We start from the raw sequence: 21598 nt of genomic DNA, 5'->3' as shown, positions 1-21598 counted from the left end.
ACCTAGCGAGCCAAGGCGCGCCGCAACTGGCGCAGCGCTTCGCGCGATGCGCTATCAGGCCATAGCCATGCCCGCTGGCGATCAATTTCCAGACCGATCAGCCATGGGCCGAAATAGACACAGCGCAACTCGACGGGAAAGGCCTCGGTAACGGCGGGCGGACGCCACGACCAGCGCCAGCCACCACCGGATTCCGGCTGCATGAGCAGCTCGCCACGGAACTGACCGCGCCACGCCCACCAGCCAAGCGGCACGAGCCATACCAGGGCCGGCAACGTCAGCCAGCCAGGGGCATGGCTCAATACGCTACCGGTGACGACCAGCCCGAGCAGCCCCTGGCTGCACCAGGCCAGCCTAGACGGGACGACGTGGATCGTTGTCGGCGTTCTCGGCATGGGCCTGGATCCGCGACACGATACGGCGAAACTCGGGAGCAGGCGTTTCACGCTGCATCAGCCAGGCGAAGAGGTCCTGGTCTTCGCCTTCGATCAGGGCGCGATAAGCCGCTTGGTCCTCGGCAGCGAGCCCATCGTAGCAGTGCTCGAGAAAGGGAATCAGCAGCAGATCGAGCTCCCACATTCCACGCCGGGAGTGCCAATAGAGCCGCTTGCGCAGGGCTGCAGCATCGGAGGTATTCGCTTCGCTCAACGTCGGCCTCGGTGATAAGAGAATGGGTCGTCCAGTATACCGGAGCCGCGAAAATGAGACAGCGCTTCGACCAGCTTTGCCATCTTTTCTTGACCATCGTCGTAGTGCGTTGTTTTATCTCGGTTTGAGCAGTATGCTGACGGTAGAAAAAGAATGCCGCCCGGGCCCCACCGGACCGGGAATCGCCTGGAGATGACCCGATGACCAAATCCGAATTGATCGAACAGATCGCCATGCGGCAGCCAGAGCTTTCGATCAAGGAAGTCGAATCCGCGGTGCGCCTGATTCTCGACGACATCACCGATACGCTGGCCGAAGGGGGCCGGGTCGAGATCCGCGGGTTCGGCAGCTTTTCCTTGCATTACCGGGAGCCAAGGGTAGGCCGTAATCCCAAGACCGGCGAACCGGTCGCGCTGGATGGCAAGTTCGTGCCACACTTCAAGCCTGGCAAGGAGCTTCGCGAACAGGTCAATGCCAGCCGTGCCCTCGGCTATTAATATTTTCGTCACTCACAAGGGATAGAATCATGCGTTGGCTCAAAGGCCTGATCCTGGCCATCATCCTGCTGGCGGTCTTGCTTGTCGGCATTTTGTTCGCCGTCAACAACCAGCAGACGGTACCGCTCAACTTAATTTGGGTGGAACTACCGGCCATATCGCTTTCCGTCTGGCTCCTGGCGGCACTGGTCTGCGGCGTGGTGCTGGGCATGTTGGCGATGGCAGGGGTCTGGCTAAGGCTACGCACCGCTCTTTCCCGTGCCCAGCGCCTGAACCGACAGCAGCGCAAGGAACTCGACCGTCTTCGCGTTCAGGAGCTCAAGGAACTTCCCTAAATGCCTGATGCCCTGCTGCTTGTGCTGCTGGTGGCTGCCGTTGCCATTGGCTGGTGGCTAGGCCGCCGTGAGCGACAGGGCAGCCATGATCCCGCGCCACCGAATACACTGTCGCGAGATTATTTCGTTGGCCTCAACTATCTGCTCAACGAGCAGCCGGACCGCGCCATCGAGACGTTCGTCAGTGCGCTCGAGGTCAATAGCGAAACCATCGACACTCACATCACCCTGGGCAACCTGTTCCGCACTCGCGGCGAAGCCGATCGCGCCGTCAAGATCCATCAGAACCTGCTGGCACGCCCTACCCTGACGGCCCTGCAGAGCGATCAGGTCCAGCTCGAGCTCTCCCGGGACTTTCTGCACCTGGGGTTGTTCGACCGCAGCGAGCGCCTGCTCCAGCAGTTGATACACGACTCCAGTCACGACGACATTCGTCATGCCGCCAAGCGCCTGTTGACGGACCTCTTCGACCGCGAAGGAGAATGGCAGGCCGCTCTCGACGTGGCCTACCCCAACCTGATACGTCAGCATGAGGACATCCGCCGGGCGGCAGCCCACTGGCTGTGTGAGATGGCCGACCAGGAGCGTCGCTCGGCAAGCCCCGGGTTGGCCCGCAAGCATCTGCGCCGGGCACTCTCCATCGATCCACGCTGCGTGCGCGCCAACCTGCTGCTGGCGGCACTGGCTCAGGATACCGGGCACTATCGCGAGGCCATCCGGATACTCATGCGTATTCCAGACCAGGATCTCGACATGATGCCGATCATCCTGGAGCCGCTTCACCACGCCTATGCCATGCTCGACGATGAAGCAGGACTCGTTGACTGCCTGCAGCGCCTGTTGGCACGTGCCCACGTGACCAGCCTGATCATTCTGCTGGCGGAAACCCAGCGCAAGAGACATGGTCTGCGGGTGGCCATCGAGCTGGTCAGCGAACAACTCAACCGTGCACCGAGCCTGGGAGCACTCGATTATTTACTCGATCTCTATCAACACCAGCAACAGGAGCAGGGCCCACCCGACAACCGGCTGCAACTCCTGAAACAGCACACCCACACCCTGTTGGCGGCACGGCCTCGCCACCGCTGCCAGCGCTGCGGCTTCGCCGGCCAGCCTCTACACTGGCAATGCCCCAGTTGCCGCAGTTGGGGCACTACCCGTCCGATTACCGGCATTGAAGGAGAATGAGGCTCAGCCTCCAGCGAGTTCCTGCTCGATGGCCGTCAATGCCGCCATGGGATCATCCGCCCGGGTGATCGGCCGGCCAATGACCAGATGCGTGCTGCCCGCTGCCATTGCTTCGGCCGGCGTCATTACGCGACGCTGATCGCCTTGCTCGGCGAAGCGCGGCCTGATACCCGGTGTGACCTTGAGGAACGCCTCGCCGCAAAGCTCACGCAGCCTGGTTGTCTCCTGCGCCGAACAGACGACTCCATCCATACCGCATTGATGTGCCAGCACGGCCAGACGTTCGACATGTTCGGCCGGCGTTGCGGTGACGCCCACCTCGGAGAGGTCCTCCGCCGACATGCTGGTCAATACGGTGACAGCAATCAGATGCGTACTCAGGCCATGACGGTCCAGCCGCTCGCGTGCCGCCTCCATCATGCGTCTGCCGCCGCCGGCATGCACATTGACCATCCACACGCCCTGCTCGGCAGCAGCCTGCACGGCCCCAGCTACGGTATTGGGAATGTCATGAAACTTGAGATCGAGAAAAACCTGAAAACCTCGCCCATGGAGTGCCTCGATCACTTCCGGGCCACTGCGGGTGAACAGCTCCTTGCCCACCTTGACGCGACAGCGCTCGGGATCGAGCCGGTCGGCCAGGCACAAGGCGGCATCGAGGGAGGGGTGATCCAGGGCAATGATCAGCGGCGAATCGCTAGACACGTTGACGAGCTCCGGCTGCGGAATGAAAGCCCTGAGTATACCAGTCGAGGATATGGGTTAACCGTTCTTTCCAGGCTGGACTATCCTCTGAACTAAGCTTTATTTGGCAGCTTACGCACGCACGACGCATCCAGCAGTTCAGGCTTCAACGACCATGCCTTGAATCGATGGACCGGGAGGACTCCATGACAAGCGAACAACGCATTGGCCCGATCGTCCTGCCTGACACCCGAGCCCAGCGAGTACTGACTTCCTTGCTGGAAGGCTCCGGCGTGACCCTCAACGGCGACGCCCCCTGGGACCCACAGATTTATCATCCTGACTTCTGCTCGAGGATCCTGCGCCAAGGCTCGCTCGGGCTGGGAGAGTCTTACATGGACGGCTGGTGGGAGTGCGAGCGTATCGACGAAATGGCCTGCCGGCTGCTCCAGCATGGTCTCGGTGAACGGGCTCGCCCCCCTTCCGACCGTATCATGTATCGCCTCCAGGCCGGCCTGCTCAACCTACAAAGCAAGGCCCGAGCCTATATCGTCGGTGAAGCGCACTACGACCTGGGCAACGACCTGTTCGAGCGCATGCTCGACTCCACCATGTGCTACTCCTGCGGGTATTGGAAAGAGGCCAGGACCCTTCACGAAGCCCAGCTCGCCAAACTCGAGCTGGCCTGCCGCAAGCTGGAGCTACGCCCCGGCATGCACGTACTCGATATCGGCTGCGGCTGGGGCAGCTTCGCAGAATACGCTGCCCGCCACTATGGAGTCTCCGTCACCGGGATCACCATCTCCAAGGAGCAGGCCGAACTCGCTCGGGAACGTTGCGCCAGCCTGCCGGTAACGATCGAACTCAAGGACTACCGCGAACTCAGCGGGAGCTATGATCGCATCGTCTCCATCGGCATGTTCGAGCACGTGGGGCATCGCAACTATGCGGTCTATTTCCAGACCGTGGAACGACTGCTGGCCGTGGATGGTCTCTTCCTGCTGCATTCTATCGGCTCCAACAGCTCCGAGATCAGCGTCGATCCATGGATCGATCGTTATATCTTCCCCAATGGGGTTCTGCCCTCGGCACGTCATATCGCCGATGCCAGCGAGGGTTTGCTGCTGCTGGAGGACTGGCACAATTTCGGCCCTGACTACGACAGGACCCTGCTGGCCTGGCGCGACAACTTCGATGCCCACTGGCACGAGATCGCCGAACGCTACAGCCAGCGCATCGAGCGAATGTTCCGCTATTACCTGTCGGTATGCGCGGGAGCCTTTCGCGCCCGCGACATCCAACTCTGGCAGGTCGTCTTCTCGCGCGGGAGACGTTCCCGCTACGACGCACCGCGATGAACTTCCTCATGACGGTTATGTCTTACAAGCGGCATAGACAATATCTTACATACTTCGCTAGATGATTGACGCACCGTTACGTATATTAGTCATTCTTTCAACGGCTCCCTTCTGGTGGCAGGAAGCTTCCCGCTGAACCCCTGCATGCCCATGGCAATGCCGTGAGCCGTTACATAACAACAGCAGGATTGCGCCTGCCTGCCGCAGGCCACAAGGGACGCCCGCATGCCTGAAGAGAATGCCATGACGGGAGGGGGGCTGAATGAGCCGATCAGCATGCGTAACTTCACGGAACGCCTGCCCGGCGTCGTCTTTCAGTTTCATCGTGACCACACTGGGCACATGCACTTCCCCTTCCTCGCCGGAAGCGGTACCAGCCTGCCAGGAATCGACCGCGATGCCCTGAGGCAGGACGCTCGTCACATGCTCGACCGCCTGGATGAAGAGGACCATCCACGGGTAATGGCCGCCATCGAGCGCTCCGCTCGCTGGCGCATCCCTATCGCCACGAAATTCCGCATTCGCCTGTCGGGCAGACGCTGCCGCTGGGTCGCGCTACGCGCCCAACCCGAGGATTCAGCCATCGGCGTGCTCTGGCATGGCCTGATGATCGACATTACCGAACAGATGGCCGAAGAAGCACGGCTGCGGCGGCTGTCGGATACCGATGACCTGACCGGCCTGGCCAACCGTCGCAGGTTGATGGCACGCCTCGACGAAGAGATTGCCAAGAGCAATCGGCACGGCAGCCCGCTTTCGCTGATGCTCATCGACCTTGACCACTTCAAGCGCGTCAACGATACCTGGGGCCACCTTCAAGGCGATCAGGTGCTGACTGAATTCGCTACCCTATGCCAGCACCTGCTGCGTGAGGAAGACGTCATCGGGCGCCTGGGCGGAGAAGAATTCGCCGTGGTCCTGCCGCAGACGCCGCTGGTCGCCAGTCAACCCTTGGCCGAGCGGCTCCGGCGCACCATTGCCGATCACGATTTCTCCATTGCCAATGGTCAGGTCACAGTGAGTATCGGCTTGGCCGAATATCGCCTGGGCGAGCCGAGGGATGCGCTGATCGACAGAGCCGACCGCAGCCTCTATGCAGCCAAGCGCCAGGGCCGTAACAGGGTCGTCACCTGAAAGGCGGCGTTCAACGTAGCCGGCGACGCCCCTGCAGCCAGCACGTGGCGCCGTGTACCGGCAGGTAGATCAGCAGCGGCCAGGCCACGGCCAGCATGATCAGGTATGGCAGCGGTTCGAGGATTTCCTGTGGAGCACCGAAAGGTCCCCGAACCCAATTGATGTTGCGCTCGGGTTCAGCGAACAGGAAGGTAAGCAGCAGCACCCACCATGTCAGCGCCGTCTGCCACCATAAGGCAAGCCGATCGTACCCCAGCCTTACCATTGCAAAACCCGCCACCAGCGGCAGAATGAGATGATAGAGTGAGAGCCCCCGGGCCAATGGGGGATGTTCCGGGTCGAACATGTACTCCGTGCCCCCGATGGGATGCACTCCGGTCAACCAGGCGATCCCCACGTCCAAGGTCCAAAAGGCACCGACCAACGCCACGGAGAGCCATTGCATCGAGAGCAGGAGACGGCTTTCCCACCACAACCCGACGAGGATCAGGAAACTGGCGACGTTACATAGCCAGAAATAGTTCTGCACACCTAGCATCAATGCAAACGAGGGCGCCCAGAAAAGGATCCAGGCTGAGAACAACAGTTTTAGCCAGAGCGGCAAGGCGGCGCTATTCTGATGAAGCATTGGACTCCCCCATGCGTAGCGCGCATTCTCGACCTCACATGCGCCGGGTCAGTGTTCGAGCAGCCTCACCGACCAGCATAGCCCCGGGCCAACCGAGGCACGATGACACGGCTCTCACGCCAGTCCTGCGACGCCTGTCGCTGGAGAGATTCCACCATCGCCGAGGCCGAGACAAGCTGCTCAAACCCGAAGTTCCCGAGTGGCAGATCGTCGAACGCAGTGGCATCATGCAACTGGAGCGGGTCTTTACCTTTGCCGATTTTCGCCAAGCCCTGGCCTTCACCAATCGCGTAGGCAGGCTGGCTGAAAACCGCTAGCCACCATCCAGCACTGTTGCCAGAATGGGGCAAGGCCACCGTGAACTGGTGGACACACAAGATCAAGGGCCTGCATCGCAACGACTCATACTTGCCGCCAGAACCGACGAGGTAGCGAAATAAATGTTCGAACATATTGAGCGGGTTCCCGGGGATGCCATCCTCGGCCTGATCGAGGCCTTCAAGAAGGATACCAATCCTCACAAGGTCGATCTCGGCGTCGGCGTCTACAAGGATGCCCAGGGCAACACCCCGGTGATGCGCGCCGTCAAGGAAGCCGAGGCCCTACTGCTCAAGAACGAGACCACCAAGACCTACATCGGCTCCCACGGGGCGCCGGAGTATGGCGAAGTGGTTCTGCCGATGGTACTGGGTGAAAACTCACCGGTGCTCGCAGCCGGTCGCGCCAGTGCGACCCAATCCCCCGGCGGCACCGGCGCTCTACGACTGGCAGCGGATTTCATCAGTACCCAGCTCCCCGGCAAGGGAATCTGGGTAAGCAACCCTACTTGGCCGAACCACCACGGCATCTTCACGGCTGCTGGTATCGAGTTGCACAAGTATCCCTACGTCGATGCCGAGAATCGCCTCGATTTCGACGGCATGCTGGCCGCCGTCAAGCAGATCCCAGCCGGTGACGTCATCGTGTTGCATGCCTGCTGCCACAACCCTACCGGCTTCGACCTGAATCGTGAGCAGTGGCAGCAGATCCTCGAGGTGGTGCGTGAGCGCAGCCTGCTGCCGTTGGTCGACTTCGCCTACCAGGGCTTCGGTGAAGGCCTCGACGAAGACGCCTACGGCGTGCGCCTGCTGGCCGAAAACCTCGACGAGGTGATCATCACCAGTTCCTGCTCCAAGAACTTCGGTATCTACTGCGAACGCACCGGCTGTCTCATCATGGTGGCCAAGACCAACGAGCAGATGGAGAACGTCCGCTCGCAGGTGGCTATCGTCGCGCGCGAGAACTACTCCAACCCGCCGGCCCACGGTGGTGCGATCGTCTGCGAGATCCTTCATTCCGCCGAGTTGGCTGCTCTGTGGCGCGAAGAGCTTGCCGAAATGCGCGACCGCATCAATACCCTGCGTCGCGATTTCGTCGAGGCACTGAAGCCATATGGACTCGACCAGAAGTACGCCTGCGTGGCCGAACAGCGCGGCATGTTCTCCTATACCGGCCTGCAGCCCGGGCAGGTCGACCGCCTGCGTGACGAGTTCGGCATCTACATGGTGCGCTCGGGCCGGGCCAACGTGGCCGGTTTCTCCCACGCGAATCTGCCCTATCTGGCCAAAGCCATCGCCGCTGTCAACTGAGACGACTCTCGGCAGTCACACGACGCCCTGGGCTCCTGCCCGGGGCGTCGTGCGTATGGCCAAAGAAATGAAGCGAGAGGCAAGCTTCAAAGGCGACGGGAAAGACGCACTTCTCAGACAGCATTGCTCAAACATTGGCCTCATGAAACAGCGGCCGCATGTTCTCGATCAGATAGCGGTCATCGAACCCTGCCTCATGCTTCAACGCCTCCAGGTCCGGTATCGTTACGTTGTGGCGATCCCGAAAGACCAAGCCATCCTCATTCAAGGCGGTAAAGGTCCGGCTGATATGGACCGGGCTCAGCCCCAGCAGATCGGCCAGGAGTTCCTGTGACAGCGGCAAGCGAAAGCTCTCGCAACCATCGCTCTGCGTCTGCTTGATACGCTGGCACATCTCCAGCAGGAAATGGGCAAGCTTCTGTCGCGCATTGCGACGCGCCAGGTTAACCAACCGCTCCGTAATCATCACCTGCTGACGGCTGCTTATGGCGAACATGATCGAGGTAAGCGTGAGCGACCGGCGAAAGATGTCGATGAGGTGGCGATGGGGAAAGAAACAGACTTCGCCATCCTCGATCATCTGCACCCCCGCCAGGCGCTGCGAAAAAGCGAATTCACGCAGACCGACGATGTCGCCAGGCAGGTAGATCTCCAGGATCTGACGCGAGCCGTTCTCCAGGTCACGGTAAGAGAACGCCCAGCCACGCTTGAGCGTGCAGAACTCATAAGCCTTGTCCCGTTCTCCCCAGAGAGAGGTTCCCGCCTTGACCGGGGAGACGCTATCTTCCAGTCGAACCAGCAACATCTTGTCGTCATCGGAGAGACGGAAGTACTGATCGAAATGGCGGACGATGCAACTCTCGTCTGGGTTCATCGAGTATCATCTCTACGCTGGCTGCATGGGTGCACTATGCGCACTCTGCGCAATAGCACAGCGGCTTTCCACTATGAGGCAACTCCCCTGACCTGGTAGCCTCGCGGGCAATACGACAAAGGCAGTCTTGACCAAACAGTCAGGTCATGGCCAAACTGGCCTTGCCTTGACTACAAACCCAACACACAAGAGGCTTACCATGGCGGCTTCCCCTGCGCACTATCCTTGGTACAAGAAGGAGGATACCGACGCCTTCTTCGCACTATTTCAGAACAATATCGCGAACTTCGTCATCATTGCCATTACCATGCTGGGCATGGGCTTTCCTGCCTCCATCGTGTTCGGCCAGGTGCTGCCCGGCGCTGCGGTCGCCGTCATGGTGGGCAATTTCTATTATGCCTGGTCGGCAGCCCGCCTGGCGCGCAAAGAGAACCGCACCGACGTGACGGCCCTCTCCTACGGCATTTCCACCCCCGTGATGTTCGTCTTCCTGTTCGGCGTACTGCTGCCTGCCAAGCAACTCACCGGCGATGCCGAGCTGGCCTGGAAAGTAGCGGTCGCAGCCTGCTTCATCAGTGGCGCCATCGAAGCCGCCGTCAGCCTGGTAGGCCGCTGGGTGCAGTACCACCTGCCGCGAGCCGCCATGCTCGGGGCTGTGGCGGGGGTTGCGCTGACCTTCATCGCTGGTGAAATGCTGTTCAAAACACTGGAAATGCCCGTCATCGGCCTGCTGGTATTGGCAATCATCATCGTCGGCCTGGTGGCCCGCGTGAGCATGCCGTTCCGCTTGCCAACCTCGCTGTTTGCCATCGTCATCGGCACCGCCATGGCTTACCTGATCGGTGATGCCGGCGGCGAGCGTTTCAGCGACGCCTTTACCCATCTCGGGTTCTATCCGCTGCTGCCCAACCTCGCCTGGTTCGAGGGCTTGGGGCTGTTATTCACCGGCATGCTGGCCGTACTCACGGTAGTACTGCCGATTACGCTGTATAACGCCATCGAAACAATGAACAACGTCGAGGCGATGGAAGCCGCCGGCGACAAGTATGATGTGCGCGAATGCCAGGCCGTGGATGGGGCCGGTACCATGATCGGTGCACTGTTCGGCGGCGTCTTCCCCACCACCGTCTATATCGCCACCGTGGGTGCCAAATGGATGGGAGCGGGACGCGGCTACAGCATTCTCAACGGCGCCGTCTATGCCGTTGCCACCATGTTCGGCCTCATTGCCGCGCTGGCAGCCATCATTCCCGTTTCGGTGGTCGCACCGATCCTGGTCTTCGTCGGCATGTCGATGATCGCTACCGCCTTCCAGAGCAACGACACCCGCTACTATCCTGCCGTGGCTCTGGCCATGCTGCCCTATTTCGCCAACTACGTGATGACCCGATTCAACCGTGGAGCCGGCGACGTGGTGGCGGATATCTCTGGCGGCATCGTCGCCATGGGCCAGGGGGCGATGTTCATGGCTATCTTCATCGGCGCCATGACGGTCTCGGTCATCGATCACCAATTCCGTCGTGCTGCCATCTTCGCCGGCGTTGCGGCCGCCTTCTCCTTCGTCGGCCTGATGCACGCACCGGAACTAGCCTTCAACGCCGCCTGGGATTTTACCCTCGGCTACCTGGTGATGGGTGCTCTGTTCCTCTACTTCGCCTGGCAGCAGGAGAAGCTCGCAGCGCCGCACGTATCATCGTCGCGTCCAACCTCAGCCCCTCCCGCAGCCGACTGATTCGAACGCTTCGGGGGCGCCATGGCGCCCCCGCTTTCCCTCGATTGCTCTTGCACTGACATTGGGGGCTCGGAACGGATCAGCTGGTCTCAAGGGTACTTCCAGCTTCCAGGTCCCCCAGACCGGCAAAGATCAATACCGTACTGGCGGTCAGTGTCTCGAGCTTCACAGCGCCTCCTATCCTTAGACTTACTGTGCTGGCTGGGCGGGTTGCCCTTCCTGCTGCTGCATCTGGTCCTGCAGGTCCTGCATCTGCTGTTGCTGCTGGGCAATCGCATCGTCCAGGCGTTGGCGCTGTTCCTCGGTGAATACCGCTTCGATACGTGACTGCAGCAACACCGTCTCGGCAGTGATCTCACCGGTCAGATCGCCAAGCCTTGCCGCATCCTGCCGAATGGCGTTCTCGTCGAAGTCGGGCCCAACGTAATCGCCCAGGCGCGCCTGTAGCGCTTGGGCCTCCTGCTCCTTGGGTGTCAGTTGACGCTCGGCCTCGTCCAGCAGGCTGCGGATCTCCTGCTGCTGATTCTCGTCCAGGTCGAGCAACTGATCGAGTTGATCCACCTGATCGCCCTGAGGCGGAGCCTGCATCTGCTGTGCAGCGGCTACGCCTGTAACACCCAGGGCGAACACGATCGTTGCCAGAAACTTGGTGAGCTTCATTTCCTACTCCCTTCCATGAGTTACTTTCATGGCCCGAGTCTATCGGTCCACTACGTCCTACCCTGACAGCAATTCGATCGTCAGGTTCGCTCACGAGAGAAAAGTTTCGGCTCGCCGTGCTCGTCGGCTTCGCTCCGCGCTTGCATGCGGCGCATCAACTGCCAGGCCGCCATGCCAGCCAGCACGTTACCGAGCGCCGCCCCTATGGCGAGTCCTGCAAGACCACCGAACGAAGCCCCCAGCCACAAGCCGGGAAGATAGCAGAGGAAGAGTCGTGCCGCCGACATCAGCATGGCACGCAGTGGCCAACCCAGCGCGTTGCCGGCGGAGACCACCAGCATACAGACGCCAAGTGCGGCATAGCTCGGCAGCAGGAAACGGATCAGCACCGTTAGATCATCGCGAACCTCGGGGCTCCCCGCCAACAAATGCGCCGCCCAGGGCGAGAGCAATGCCAGCACCATGCCCAGACTCAGTTGCCATAACACCACGACCTTCAACGCCAAGCCGATCAGGCGCCTGATCTGAGTCCAGTCGCCGGCGCCGTAGCAACGCCCTAGCCACGGCGGCAGTGACATGGTCATGGCCAGCACCACGACCAGGGCAAGCGTCTCCAGACGGCTTGCAAGGCCCCAGGCCGCCACGGCGGAGCCCCCGATATCCGCCACCACCGAGACGGCAAGCATCGACGCTAGCGGCGGCATCAATTGGCTGATCATCGCTGGCCCGGCGATGCTTGCAAAGGGAGGCAGCGAAGCAGCAAGCTCCAGCTTGAGTCCACGCCGTGCCAGCCAGTCGTTGCGCCGCAATCGCTTGACGACCATCAGTAACCCGCAACCAAAAGCAATCGTCGTGGCCCAGGCCGCCCCGGGCAACCCCAGCCCCTCCCAGGGACCGACGCCGAAAATCAGTAGCGGATCGAGCACCAGATTGACCAGGCTCGTCATTACCATCACCTTGCCGGGCAGTCGCGTATCGCCGTGAGCGCGAAAGAGGCTGTAGACGAAATAGAGCACCGCCCCCAACCAAGCCGCGAACAGCTGCGGTGCCCAATAGTCGCGGATCAGGGCTCGCGTCACCGCATCGGCCCCCAAACGAGAGAAGATCGGCGCCTGGGTCCACCATAGCACCAGGGCGAGCAAGGCAATGGTCGCACTGCCTACCATCAATACCAGCGAGCCCAGGCGTCGGGCCCTCAGCGTCTCGCCGGCCCCTAGAGCACGGGAAATCAGCGCCGCGATAGCGATACCGAGCCCAACCTGAACGCCAATGATGAGAAAGCTCAACGGAAAGGTGAACGACTGCGCCGCCAATGGCGCAGTACCCAGCCGAGCGACAAAAGCGCTGTCTACCAGTTGGAAGCCCAATAATGCCAGCACACCGATGGCCATCGGCCAAGTCTGGCGCCAAAGTGTTGCGCCTAGGGAAGTGGCGGCAGAGGCAGGAGGCATCCGGCGGCTCCATCAGTGTAGGGGAGCTGCATTCTACGTCAAAGCGCGCCCTCGCTCAGCCCCGCAAGCCATTGAGCGCACTTACCAGCCCCAGCAGGCTAGGCTACCACTTCGAGTCTGAGACGGTCTTGACCTGCCTCGTCCCAAAAACAGGACACCCTCGGCACAGGCCGAGGGTGTCCTCGCTAAAGATCAGGACTCGTTACTGACGCACGCCCTCGAAAGTGACGTAGAGTTCGAGCTCATGCATCATTTCAGGAAAATCGCTCATATCGATGCCGAAATCGGCAAGTGTCAGCGTGGTCGAACCTTCGAAACCGGCACGGTAGTTGCCCCACGGATCCTCGCCCTCTCCCATCAGGGTTACCGGCATCTCGATTTCACGCGTCTCTCCCTTCAGGGTGAGATCACCGGTGAGCACGCCTTCGCCGTCTCCACTCGGCTCGAAGCCAGTGGAAACGAAAGTGGCGGTCGGATACTGGTCGGCACTGAGGAAATCATCGCTCAGGAAATGGCGATCACGCTCGGCATGGTTGGTGTTGAGGCTGTTGACCTGCACCTCCATTTCCACGCTTGATGCCTCGAGGTTCTCGGGATCGTAGTGGAAATTGCCTTCGAACTCTTCGAAGTTACCCAGAATGTAGGAGTAGCCAAGGTGGTTGATCTTGAACTGGACGAAGGCGTGCTGCCCCTCGGTATCCACCACGTAGTCGTCGGCCAGGGCCTGACCGGCCACGGCCAGAGAAGCGGCGCCAAAGGCAGTAGCGAGTGCGGCTTTCTTGAACATGAGTCTCTCCTTGGTTGAAGCGCTCGAAGGCGCTAACGTTCAACGGCGACGCGTACGTGCCGGGTTCAACATTCGCACGAAGATATCGTGGCGATCGAGGAAATGATGCTTGAGGGCGGCCAGCGCATGGCCTGCGGCCAGCAACAGTAGGGCCAGCGCACTATACCAATGCACCTCGCCGGCAATGCTCGCCTGGTTGGGCAGGTGACTCACCAGCGCCGGCACCTCGAACCAGTCGAATACGCTGATGCCACGCCCGCGGGCAGTGGAAATCAGGTAACCGCTCAGCAGGACCGTCAACATCAGCACATATAGGGCAATATGGCCCAGATGCGCCGCGAGCCGCTCCAGACGGCTGCCCTGCGCCACGGGGGTCGGCTGGAACAGGCGCCAGGCGATACGCAGCAGAGTCGCGAATAACAGCAACATGCCGACGGAGCGATGCCACCACGGAGCACGGTTGTACCAGGGATCGAAATACCCCAGGTCGGTCATCCACCAGCCGAGCACGAACAGACCGACGATGACCAGGGCACTGAGCCAATGGAAGATGATGCTGACTAGGCCCCAGCCTGATCGGGTGTTACGCCACATCTCATCGCTCCCGTTGAACTTCGTCGTCGATGGAGCAGCATACCGCAACGCACCATCAGTTTTTATTGAAAAAAGCCGAACAGATCATTCTAGAAACCGCATACGACCTACCTGCGACAAGATTCCGCTCATCGTGCTTGACCGGCCGGTAGCTATCGTTACAGAGAAGCCAGCTCGATGATGTTGTTTAGACTGACCTCGTCCATCGGTTGCCCCTGCCGCATGGAGAATTCGTAAACGAGACGGATGATTCGGGCTTCTGCCTCTGGCTTGAGGGCCAAGCTCTTGTACTCGGAGATCCGTCGCGTTCTGATGATGACGTCTTCCAGGGTCTCCAGGTCGATAAGCCGTTGCCCTGCTGACGGGCCGGCGTCCGGGGTGCCTTCGCCAGTCGCGAGCCATTCCACGGAGAGGCCCGCGGCCCTTGCCATTCTCACCAAGCTGCTCAGGGTTGGCTCAGATAGTCCCGCCCGCCATTTTCTGAGAACCGAGGTGGAGACCCCCGCCTTCTCCGACATGATCGTGGCGCCTCCTGCTCGCTTTATCGCTATGTTCATGCGCTTTTCGAACGCGTCAACCTGGTCTTCCTTGGAGGAAATGTTAGATATTTCAAGGTCATGACGCGCCATGGCTTTCCCTAAAAGTCAAATAACAAATCGTTGCAAAAACAACACAAACATGGCGAACAAGAGCATTATCGACACATACGTGTTGACATTCGCTCCATTTGTGCCGTAAGCTCCCTGCAACGAGTAGAGAGCCGAAGTTCGTCGCCTAATGTCACGCCAAATCGAAGCGATAACAGGCAGGCCCTCCAACCCCGACGCCCCATAGGGAGACAAACGTGATGGAAAGCGAACCATTCGTGGCGGCCGGTCCATGCCGAGGCGCCGAGTGTTCTTTTTCCGAAACAGTATGGAAACAAGAATAGCATTCGTGGGGGCGCGAGACATTCGGCAGGGACGGGCACAGAGGTCTGGACTACGGCATGACGATTCATATGGAACGTTTGTTGATTTTCGAGCATGACCCCCAGGCGGCCCGGGCCGCGGCTCGCATCGCAAAGGATGCAGCACTGCAGGTGCGCATAGCAGAGAGTGTCGAAGGCTTTCATTCCGCCCTGAACGAGGAACGCCCGGCCTGCGTGTTGATCGACCTGCCCATGTCCGGAACGGATGGCCTCGACATCATCCGGTTGCTGGCAGACCGAGGGAGCGAGGCCAGTGTCATTCTGACCAGCGGAGCCGACCCGCGGGTACTCGATGCTGCGGCCCGAATAGCCTCGGCACGCGGTCTGCGCGTTATCGGCCACTTGACCAAGCCCTTCTCCTCGAGCGGACTGAGCTGGATGCTGAGGCAGGTGGGCGGGGACCTGCCCGCCACATACGAGCTTGGTGCCCACCATACGCTGGAGCTGCCCTCTTCCATCCTGCTTCAAGCCATCGAGAACTGCGAGTTCAGTCTGGCCTACCAGCCTCAAGTATTCTGCCGCGACGGCCAGTTGGCGGGATTCGAGGCCCTGGCAAGGTGGCGGCACCCTGTGGATGGACTCATTGCTCCCGACCGCTTCATTCCGGCAATCGAACGAGCTGGCCTGATGCCAGAATTCACCGCACGGATAGCCGAGCAGGCGCTGTTCTGGTTTCGCACGAATATTCTGTCTCCGCCACGGGCGTTTGCCGACATCGTGGCGCAAAACGTTCCGTCGCTGTCCATCAACATCTCTGCGCGTAATCTCACTCGACCGGATTTTCCCGAGGTCATGGCCCAACTGTGCGAAAGCCATGAAGTGGACACCAGCCGGGTGGTCCTCGAACTGACCGAAACCAGTGCACTGGACGACCCCGTACTTTCCCTCGAACTGTTGACACGATTGAGGGTGCAAGGCTTTCAGCTCTCTATCGATGATTTCGGGGCCGGCTACTCCTCGATGCAACAGCTGGCAAGGTTACCGTTTTCCGAGATCAAGGTAGACAGAGCCTTCGTTGCCACGGCCCTGCATTCTGCTACGTCACGTTCGGTCGTCAAGAGCATTGTCGAACTTGGCCATTCCTTGGGGCTTCGCTCGACGGCGGAGGGCGTCGAGGACGAGGCGACCCTGCAGTTTCTCGATTTCGTCGGTTGTGACCTGGTTCAGGGATATTTTATCGCACATCCCATGTCCGGCGAAAAGCTCACCAACTGGCTGAGCAGCGCACCGGAGTGGCCGTGGCGCGCTTTGGGAACGCGCCGCCGCTAACCCCTCATCGATTGCCTGTCTGCGGAATTTCTCTATGGAATGGAAGACGACATCAGCACTTTCCAATCAGGCCATCCGCACCGTCGGGCGAATCGTCGAGGGAAGTCACGACATCACCATCTTCTCCAACACTCGGGCCCATCCGCTGTCAGCGCAGGTGGCAGGCATCGATATCGGCAGAAGAACCCTGACCTTGCGTGTTTTCTGCCCTGCGGGCAACATCGGCGATTACCTATCCGACGGGCTGGTATCCTTTGACCTGGAAAAGATCAACCGGGACGACCCACCGCTACTGCTGTGCTTCGAAAAGGTCCAGGCGACCTGTGAACGGATCCATAGCAGCCTGTTCGAGGTCCGCTGCACCCTGGCCGACACGCTGCTGATCACCATCAAGCCCGGAGGCGTCAGAGTTCCGTTTGTGCTAGGAATGTCGGCCTCGGTGTCGCTCGACGTGTACACGGGCCTCACCATCAGCGCCCGCCTGTGCAATCTTTCAGTAGGCGGCTGCATGCTCGAAGTCCCGCTCGAGGACAGCATGCCGCTGACGATACACCAGCAGCTACCAAATATTTACATTCAATTCCCCAACGGTGAGGGTTTGCGCTCCAAGGGTTCGATACGCAACATGCGCCCCTTCGGTCGCGCGCGGCACGTGGCGGTTGGAATACGCTTCATCGATCTCGATCGAGATATGCGACAGCGCCTGCTCTACTTCATCACCGAATCCGAAGCGGAGTTGGCCAGGCGCATGGGAATGGAGAACCGGCGGGCGGGAATATCACCGCTTTTCCTCGTCAGCCCCCACGACAAAAAACCGGCCAATTCGAACAAGCGGCGAAACAAGCTACCGCCCATGGCCCATGCCATCAAAGAGGTGGCTCGACAACAACACATCATTTTGCATTGTCTGAAAAATGAACGCCCCTTCCCCGAAGACATGCTTTACGATAGCGCGGACACCCTGCTGCACCTGGCCGAGAGCGATCGCCATCAGTTTCTGTATGCCCTGCGCTATCTCAGCGAAGAAGCGGCGTGGGTACGGCACTCCGTGCGAGTCGCTGCCCTGTTGGGCGACGTTCTGCCAACGCAACCCGGCCTCGTTGACGATGCGCGGGAAGCGGTGGCCGGCATCCTGCTGCACGCGATGGGAAAACCCCTGCTGCTCAGCGAGCATCTGCCCTCCCTGGATACCCACCTGACGGCATCTCAGAGAAACCTCTTGAAACACCATGTGGAGGCACTGCGCCGGCAGTTGCATAAGGTGGGATGGTCCCCCGGCCCCGTACTCAACCGCATCGTCGGCGATATCAACGAGCGGCTCGATGGCAGTGGCTACCCGGCTGGCAAGAGGGCAGAAGCATTGTCGGAACTGGTGCGCACCGCATCGATCATCAAGATCGTCGATACGCTAACTCATGCACGCAACGGCAGGCCCGCCCTGTCGCCTTTGGATGCCTACCGCTGGGTATACGGCAACGACGGCTACGACAAGAAGTGCCTGACTCGCTATGTCCGCCGCTACGGCTTGTACCCGGTGGGCAGCCTAGTCAAATATACGGGCGGATTTCTCGCCTGGGTCATGGAACTCGACCGTGAGGGCTCGCCGAGACAGGTTCGTGTCGTCAAGAACCTGGCATTTCAGGACTCTAAGCTCGACACAGTCTTGGCTGACCAGGACATACAGCAGATCGGCAAACTGGAAGAGGTGGTCGACCCCGCCAACTTCCAGCTTTGAGCGAGTGAGAAAACCAAGTGGCGCCCCGATGCGGTACCGAGTGTCGACATCGCTCCGTTGGACACCGGCTACGCCAGCGCGTCCAGGCCACGAGCCAGGTCCCTACGGATGTCATCGAGCGCCTCGAGCCCCACCGCCACGCGGATCAACCCTTCACCGATGCCTGCCGCCTCCTTCTGCGGTTGCGACAGCCGCCCATGCGTGGTGGTGGCAGGATGAGTGATGGTGGTCTTGACGTCACCCAGGTTGCCGGTGATCGAGAGCATGCGAGTGGCATCGATAACCGACCAGGCGGCCTCACGCCCTCCTTTCACTTCGAAGCCCAGCACTGCACCGAAGCCGCTCTGCTGACGGCGGGCCAGTTCATGCTGCGGGTGCTCCGCCAAACCGCTGTAGTGCACCCGAGCCACCGCCGGGTGCGCCTGCAGCCACCCGGCCAGTGTCTGGGCATTCTCGCAGTGGGCGCGCATGCGCAGCGAGAGCGTCTCGAGGCCCTTGGTGAAGAGCCAGGCGTTGAACGGACTCAGGCATGGTCCACAGGTGCGAACGACCCCGAACACCTCCTCCAGCTCCTTGTCGTGCCCGACTACGGCGCCTCCGACCGCACGACCCTGCCCGTCCAGATATTTGGTGGCGGAATGGATCACCAGATCGGCCCCCAGCGTCAACGGCTTTTGCAGCGCAGGCGTCAGGAAGCAGTTGTCGATGGCGAGCAGCGCTTCATGTCGGTGAGCGATCTCGGCAAGCGCGGCAATGTCGACAACTTCGGAGAGCGGGTTGGAGGGCGTCTCGGCGAACAATAGGCGCGTTCTGGGCGTGATCGCTGCCTCCCAGGCGGCCAGGTCGGAAAGCTCCACATAGCACGTAGCAATGCCCAGCTTGCCGAAGTACTTGTCGAACAGGCTGACGGTGGAACCGAACAGCGAGCGCGAGGCGACGATCTCGTCACCAGCCTGGAGCAGGGCAAGCACCGTGGAAAGAATCGCCGCCATGCCGGAGCTCGTCGCCACACAGCGCTCGCCTCCTTCGAGCGCCGCCAGGCGACGCTCGAAGGTATGTACCGTGGGGTTGGTGAAGCGCGAGTAGACGTTGCCGCGCTCCTCCCCGCCGAACTTGCGCGCCGCCTCGGCGGCGCTGCCATAGACGAAGCTCGAGGTGGGAAAGATCGGCTCGCCATGCTCCTGCTCGTGGGTGCGCCGATGGCCCGCGCGAATCGCCAGGGTTTCCAGCGCCCAGCTATCGTCAGGGCTCATTTCGTCATTCATGCTCGGCCACCTCAGTCGTCGATGTCGTCGTCCTGATTATGCATGCCCACCAGCGCGTGGGCCCCAGCACTCGATTGCTGCTTGGCGGCGTCGTTGCGCGACGCCTCCAGCGCCGACAGGTAGCCGGCATCGATATCGCCGGTCACGTAGCGACCGTCAAATACCGAGCAGTCGAAATGCTCGAATTCCGGGTTGACCTCGCGACAGGCAGCCTTCAGGTCTTCCAGGTCCTGATAGAAGATGCGGTCGGCTCCGATCAACTCGCCCACCTCAGCCTCGCTGCGGCCATGGGCGATCAGTTCCGTGGCCGCCGGCATGTCGATACCGTAGACGTTAGGATAGCGCACCGGCGGCGCCGCCGAGGCGAAGTAGACCTTGTTGGCACCTGCGTCACGGGCCATCTGGATGATCTGCTTGCAGGTGGTGCCACGTACGATGGAGTCGTCCACCAGCAGCACGTTCTTGCCCTTGAACTCGATGCCGATGGCATTGAGCTTCTGGCGTACCGATTTCTTGCGCTGCGTCTGGCCCGGCATGATGAAGGTGCGGCCGATGTAACGATTCTTCATGAAACCTTCGCGATAGGTCACACCCAGGTGCTGGGCCAACTCCAGCGCCGAGGTACGCGAAGTATCCGGGATCGGGATCACCACATCGATATCATGATCCGGCCACTCGCTGCGGATGCGGTCGCCAAGCTTGCGCCCCATGTGCATGCGCGTGCCGTAGACATAGGCACCGTCGAGGATCGAGTCGGGACGCGCCAGGTAGACGTGCTCGAAGATACACGGCGACAGCTGCGGCATGTCGGCACACTGTTGGGTGTGCAGCGCCCCGTCCATGTCGACGAAGATCGCCTCGCCAGGGGCCAGGTCGCGATGCAGCTCGAAGCCGCCAACATCGAGCGCCACTGATTCCGAGGCAATCATCACCTCCTGTCCATTGCCCTCGTCGCGGGTGCCGAATACCACTGGGCGGATACCGTTGGGGTCACGGAAAGCAACCAGGCCGACACCGTTGATGATGGCCACCGCGGCGTAGCCGCCCCGGCAGCGGCGATGTACCCGTCGCACTGCGTCGAAGATATCGCCGGGGGAAAGATGCAGCCCCTGCTTGCCCAACTCATGGGCGAACACGTTGAGCAGCACCTCGGAATCCGAACTGGTATTGATATGCCGCAGGTCGGAAGAGAACAGCTCCTGCTTGAGCTGCTCGGAATTCGTCAGGTTGCCGTTGTGTGCCAGCGCGATGCCATACGGAGAATTGACATAGAACGGCTGCGACTCTGCCTCGCTGGAAGATCCCGCGGTGGGATAGCGTACATGCCCAATGCCTAGGTTGCCCTGCAGTCGTGCCATGTGGCGCGTGTGGAACACATCGCGCACCAGACCATTGCTCTTGCGCAGCAGAAAGCGCCCCTCGCTCCATGTCATCATGCCAGCGGCGTCCTGGCCGCGATGCTGAAGCACCGTCAGGGCGTCATAGATAGCCTGGTTCACGGTCTGCTTGGCCAGAAGGCCGACGATACCGCACATTCCACCTTACCTCGCTTGCAGGGTGCCGACCGGGTCGGCAAAGGAAAATCCGTCGTTCACAGCACGTCGTCGGCCGACTCGGGCGCCTGCCCGTCACGACGCTCGGGCAGCGAAATGTTCCGCCAGCCCTCGGCGGCCTCGGGCATACGCCCTTCCCAGGCTTCGAGCTGGCTCACTGCCCAGTCACGCAGTTGCTCGAAAGTGGGCCGCAGCTCTGCATTCTGCCACGCCTGCAGTTGGGCCAGCGGTGTCAGGCTGATCAGGATAGTGGCTACTACCAGTATGGCTGCACCGCGGGCGACTCCAAAACAAGCGCCGGCGACACGATTGAAGAAGCCCATGCCGACCCACTCCACGGCGGCATGAACCATACGAATGACGATACCGCAAAGCAGTACCACGCCGAGGATCACCAGCACGAAAGCGAGCACCAGCCGGCCATCGGGGTGATCGATCAGACCGGACAGCAGCTCGGCCACCGGCTCGGCCAGCAGCCGGGCGGCCAGCAGCGCGATGATCCAAGCCGCCAGCCCCAACCCTTCGCGGATCAGGCCGCGCATGAAGCCCGCCAGGGTCGAGATGGCCAGTACGGCAAGAAAACCCCAGTCGATCCAGGTCAGCGTCAT

Annotated in this window: 22 protein-coding genes and 1 pseudogene; 10 read left to right on the top strand and 13 right to left on the bottom strand. The window is 60.9% G+C overall.

What is annotated here, in order from left to right:
* Positions 1–2: 2 nt before the first annotated feature.
* Together HOP51_RS06940 and HOP51_RS06935 are read right to left on the bottom strand one after the other, a co-directional pair.
* Entirely contained in the window at positions 3–395 is a 393-nt protein-coding gene (locus HOP51_RS06940) for a hypothetical protein (protein ID WP_234273210.1), read from the bottom strand.
* Positions 355–579: an FAD assembly factor SdhE gene (locus HOP51_RS06935; protein ID WP_234273271.1), complete on the bottom strand. Its 225-nt coding sequence runs from the start codon at positions 577–579 to the stop codon at positions 355–357. Before HOP51_RS06935 ends, HOP51_RS06940 begins: the two co-directional genes overlap by 41 nt.
* Before the next feature lie 269 nt (positions 580–848).
* Between HOP51_RS06935 and HOP51_RS06930 the strand changes: the two genes are divergently transcribed.
* Genes HOP51_RS06930 through lapB form a run of 3 tightly spaced genes read left to right on the top strand, consistent with a single transcriptional unit; the run spans position 849 to position 2668 of the window.
* Positions 849–1145, top strand: a complete 297-nt coding sequence (locus tag HOP51_RS06930; RefSeq protein WP_104201932.1) for an integration host factor subunit beta — start codon at positions 849–851, stop codon at positions 1143–1145.
* A 29-nt stretch (positions 1146–1174) separates the two neighbouring features.
* Complete coding sequence (locus HOP51_RS06925; RefSeq protein WP_234273209.1) at positions 1175–1480, top strand: LapA family protein; 306 nt, start codon at positions 1175–1177, stop codon at positions 1478–1480.
* Complete coding sequence (gene lapB / locus HOP51_RS06920) at positions 1481–2668, top strand: lipopolysaccharide assembly protein LapB (RefSeq protein ID WP_234273208.1); 1188 nt, start codon at positions 1481–1483, stop codon at positions 2666–2668. It abuts the gene before it with no gap.
* Positions 2669–2671: 3 nt separating this feature from the next.
* On the opposite strand, the gene pyrF is transcribed toward lapB, so the two are convergent.
* Positions 2672–3373 (bottom strand): orotidine-5'-phosphate decarboxylase, encoded by a 702-nt coding sequence (gene pyrF / locus HOP51_RS06915; RefSeq protein ID WP_234273207.1) that lies wholly within the window; start codon positions 3371–3373, stop codon positions 2672–2674.
* Positions 3374–3558: 185 nt separating this feature from the next.
* Here pyrF and cfa point away from each other — a divergent pair, with 185 nt between their 5' ends.
* Together cfa and HOP51_RS06905 are read left to right on the top strand one after the other, a co-directional pair.
* Positions 3559–4710 (top strand): cyclopropane fatty acyl phospholipid synthase, encoded by a 1152-nt coding sequence (gene cfa / locus HOP51_RS06910; protein WP_234273206.1) that lies wholly within the window; start codon positions 3559–3561, stop codon positions 4708–4710.
* Positions 4711–4935: 225 nt separating this feature from the next.
* Positions 4936–5844: a GGDEF domain-containing protein gene (locus HOP51_RS06905; RefSeq protein ID WP_234273205.1), complete on the top strand. Its 909-nt coding sequence runs from the start codon at positions 4936–4938 to the stop codon at positions 5842–5844.
* Between the two features lie 10 nt (positions 5845–5854).
* On the opposite strand, the gene HOP51_RS06900 is transcribed toward HOP51_RS06905, so the two are convergent.
* A complete protein-coding gene (locus HOP51_RS06900; protein ID WP_234273204.1) occupies positions 5855–6472 on the bottom strand; it encodes a hypothetical protein in 618 nt (205 codons plus the stop codon).
* A 102-nt stretch (positions 6473–6574) separates the two neighbouring features.
* Between HOP51_RS06900 and HOP51_RS06895 the strand changes: the two are divergent.
* Both HOP51_RS06895 and HOP51_RS06890 read left to right on the top strand, forming a co-directional pair.
* Positions 6575–6912 (top strand): annotated as a pseudogene (locus HOP51_RS06895) (4a-hydroxytetrahydrobiopterin dehydratase).
* On the top strand, positions 6913–8100 hold the full coding sequence (locus HOP51_RS06890) for an amino acid aminotransferase (protein WP_234273203.1): 1188 nt from the start codon (positions 6913–6915) through the stop codon (positions 8098–8100).
* A 127-nt stretch (positions 8101–8227) separates the two neighbouring features.
* Here the strand turns inward: HOP51_RS06890 and HOP51_RS06885 are convergent, their stop codons facing one another.
* Positions 8228–8974: a Crp/Fnr family transcriptional regulator gene (locus tag HOP51_RS06885; protein WP_234273202.1), complete on the bottom strand. Its 747-nt coding sequence runs from the start codon at positions 8972–8974 to the stop codon at positions 8228–8230.
* A gap of 199 nt (positions 8975–9173) precedes the next feature.
* Here HOP51_RS06885 and HOP51_RS06880 point away from each other — a divergent pair, with 199 nt between their 5' ends.
* Positions 9174–10706, top strand: a complete 1533-nt coding sequence (locus HOP51_RS06880) for an NCS2 family permease (protein ID WP_234273201.1) — start codon at positions 9174–9176, stop codon at positions 10704–10706.
* A gap of 189 nt (positions 10707–10895) precedes the next feature.
* Here HOP51_RS06880 and HOP51_RS06875 read toward each other — a convergent pair whose 3' ends face one another.
* From HOP51_RS06875 to HOP51_RS06855, 5 genes are all read right to left on the bottom strand, one after another.
* Entirely contained in the window at positions 10896–11366 is a 471-nt protein-coding gene (locus tag HOP51_RS06875; RefSeq protein ID WP_234273200.1) for a periplasmic heavy metal sensor, read from the bottom strand.
* 80 nt (positions 11367–11446) lie between these two features.
* Positions 11447–12817, bottom strand: a complete 1371-nt coding sequence (locus HOP51_RS06870; RefSeq protein ID WP_234273199.1) for an MATE family efflux transporter — start codon at positions 12815–12817, stop codon at positions 11447–11449.
* 202 nt (positions 12818–13019) lie between these two features.
* Entirely contained in the window at positions 13020–13604 is a 585-nt protein-coding gene (locus HOP51_RS06865; protein WP_234273198.1) for a YceI family protein, read from the bottom strand.
* 39 nt (positions 13605–13643) lie between these two features.
* Positions 13644–14198, bottom strand: a complete 555-nt coding sequence (locus tag HOP51_RS06860; RefSeq protein ID WP_234273197.1) for a cytochrome b — start codon at positions 14196–14198, stop codon at positions 13644–13646.
* Between the two features lie 158 nt (positions 14199–14356).
* On the bottom strand, positions 14357–14827 hold the full coding sequence (locus HOP51_RS06855) for a helix-turn-helix domain-containing protein (RefSeq protein ID WP_234273196.1): 471 nt from the start codon (positions 14825–14827) through the stop codon (positions 14357–14359).
* Between the two features lie 359 nt (positions 14828–15186).
* Between HOP51_RS06855 and HOP51_RS06850 the strand changes: the two genes are divergently transcribed.
* Both HOP51_RS06850 and HOP51_RS06845 read left to right on the top strand, forming a co-directional pair.
* Complete coding sequence (locus HOP51_RS06850) at positions 15187–16437, top strand: EAL domain-containing response regulator (RefSeq protein ID WP_338073035.1); 1251 nt, start codon at positions 15187–15189, stop codon at positions 16435–16437.
* Between the two features lie 34 nt (positions 16438–16471).
* Complete coding sequence (locus HOP51_RS06845; RefSeq protein ID WP_234273195.1) at positions 16472–18172, top strand: HD domain-containing phosphohydrolase; 1701 nt, start codon at positions 16472–16474, stop codon at positions 18170–18172.
* 68 nt (positions 18173–18240) lie between these two features.
* Here the strand turns inward: HOP51_RS06845 and HOP51_RS06840 are convergent, their stop codons facing one another.
* From HOP51_RS06840 to HOP51_RS06830, 3 genes are read right to left on the bottom strand one after another with little or no spacing between them, the layout of a single operon-like run.
* Positions 18241–19437: an O-succinylhomoserine sulfhydrylase gene (locus tag HOP51_RS06840; RefSeq protein ID WP_234273194.1), complete on the bottom strand. Its 1197-nt coding sequence runs from the start codon at positions 19435–19437 to the stop codon at positions 18241–18243.
* An 11-nt stretch (positions 19438–19448) separates the two neighbouring features.
* A complete protein-coding gene (gene purF, locus HOP51_RS06835; protein WP_234273193.1) occupies positions 19449–20972 on the bottom strand; it encodes an amidophosphoribosyltransferase in 1524 nt (507 codons plus the stop codon).
* Between the two features lie 56 nt (positions 20973–21028).
* Positions 21029–21598, bottom strand: a complete 570-nt coding sequence (locus tag HOP51_RS06830; RefSeq protein ID WP_234273269.1) for a CvpA family protein — start codon at positions 21596–21598, stop codon at positions 21029–21031.

Origin of the sequence: Billgrantia zhangzhouensis (genome assembly GCF_021404465.1) — a bacterium.
GTDB classification, from domain to species: domain Bacteria; phylum Pseudomonadota; class Gammaproteobacteria; order Pseudomonadales; family Halomonadaceae; genus Halomonas; species Halomonas zhangzhouensis.
This window is presented reverse-complemented; position numbering and strand designations above follow the sequence as displayed.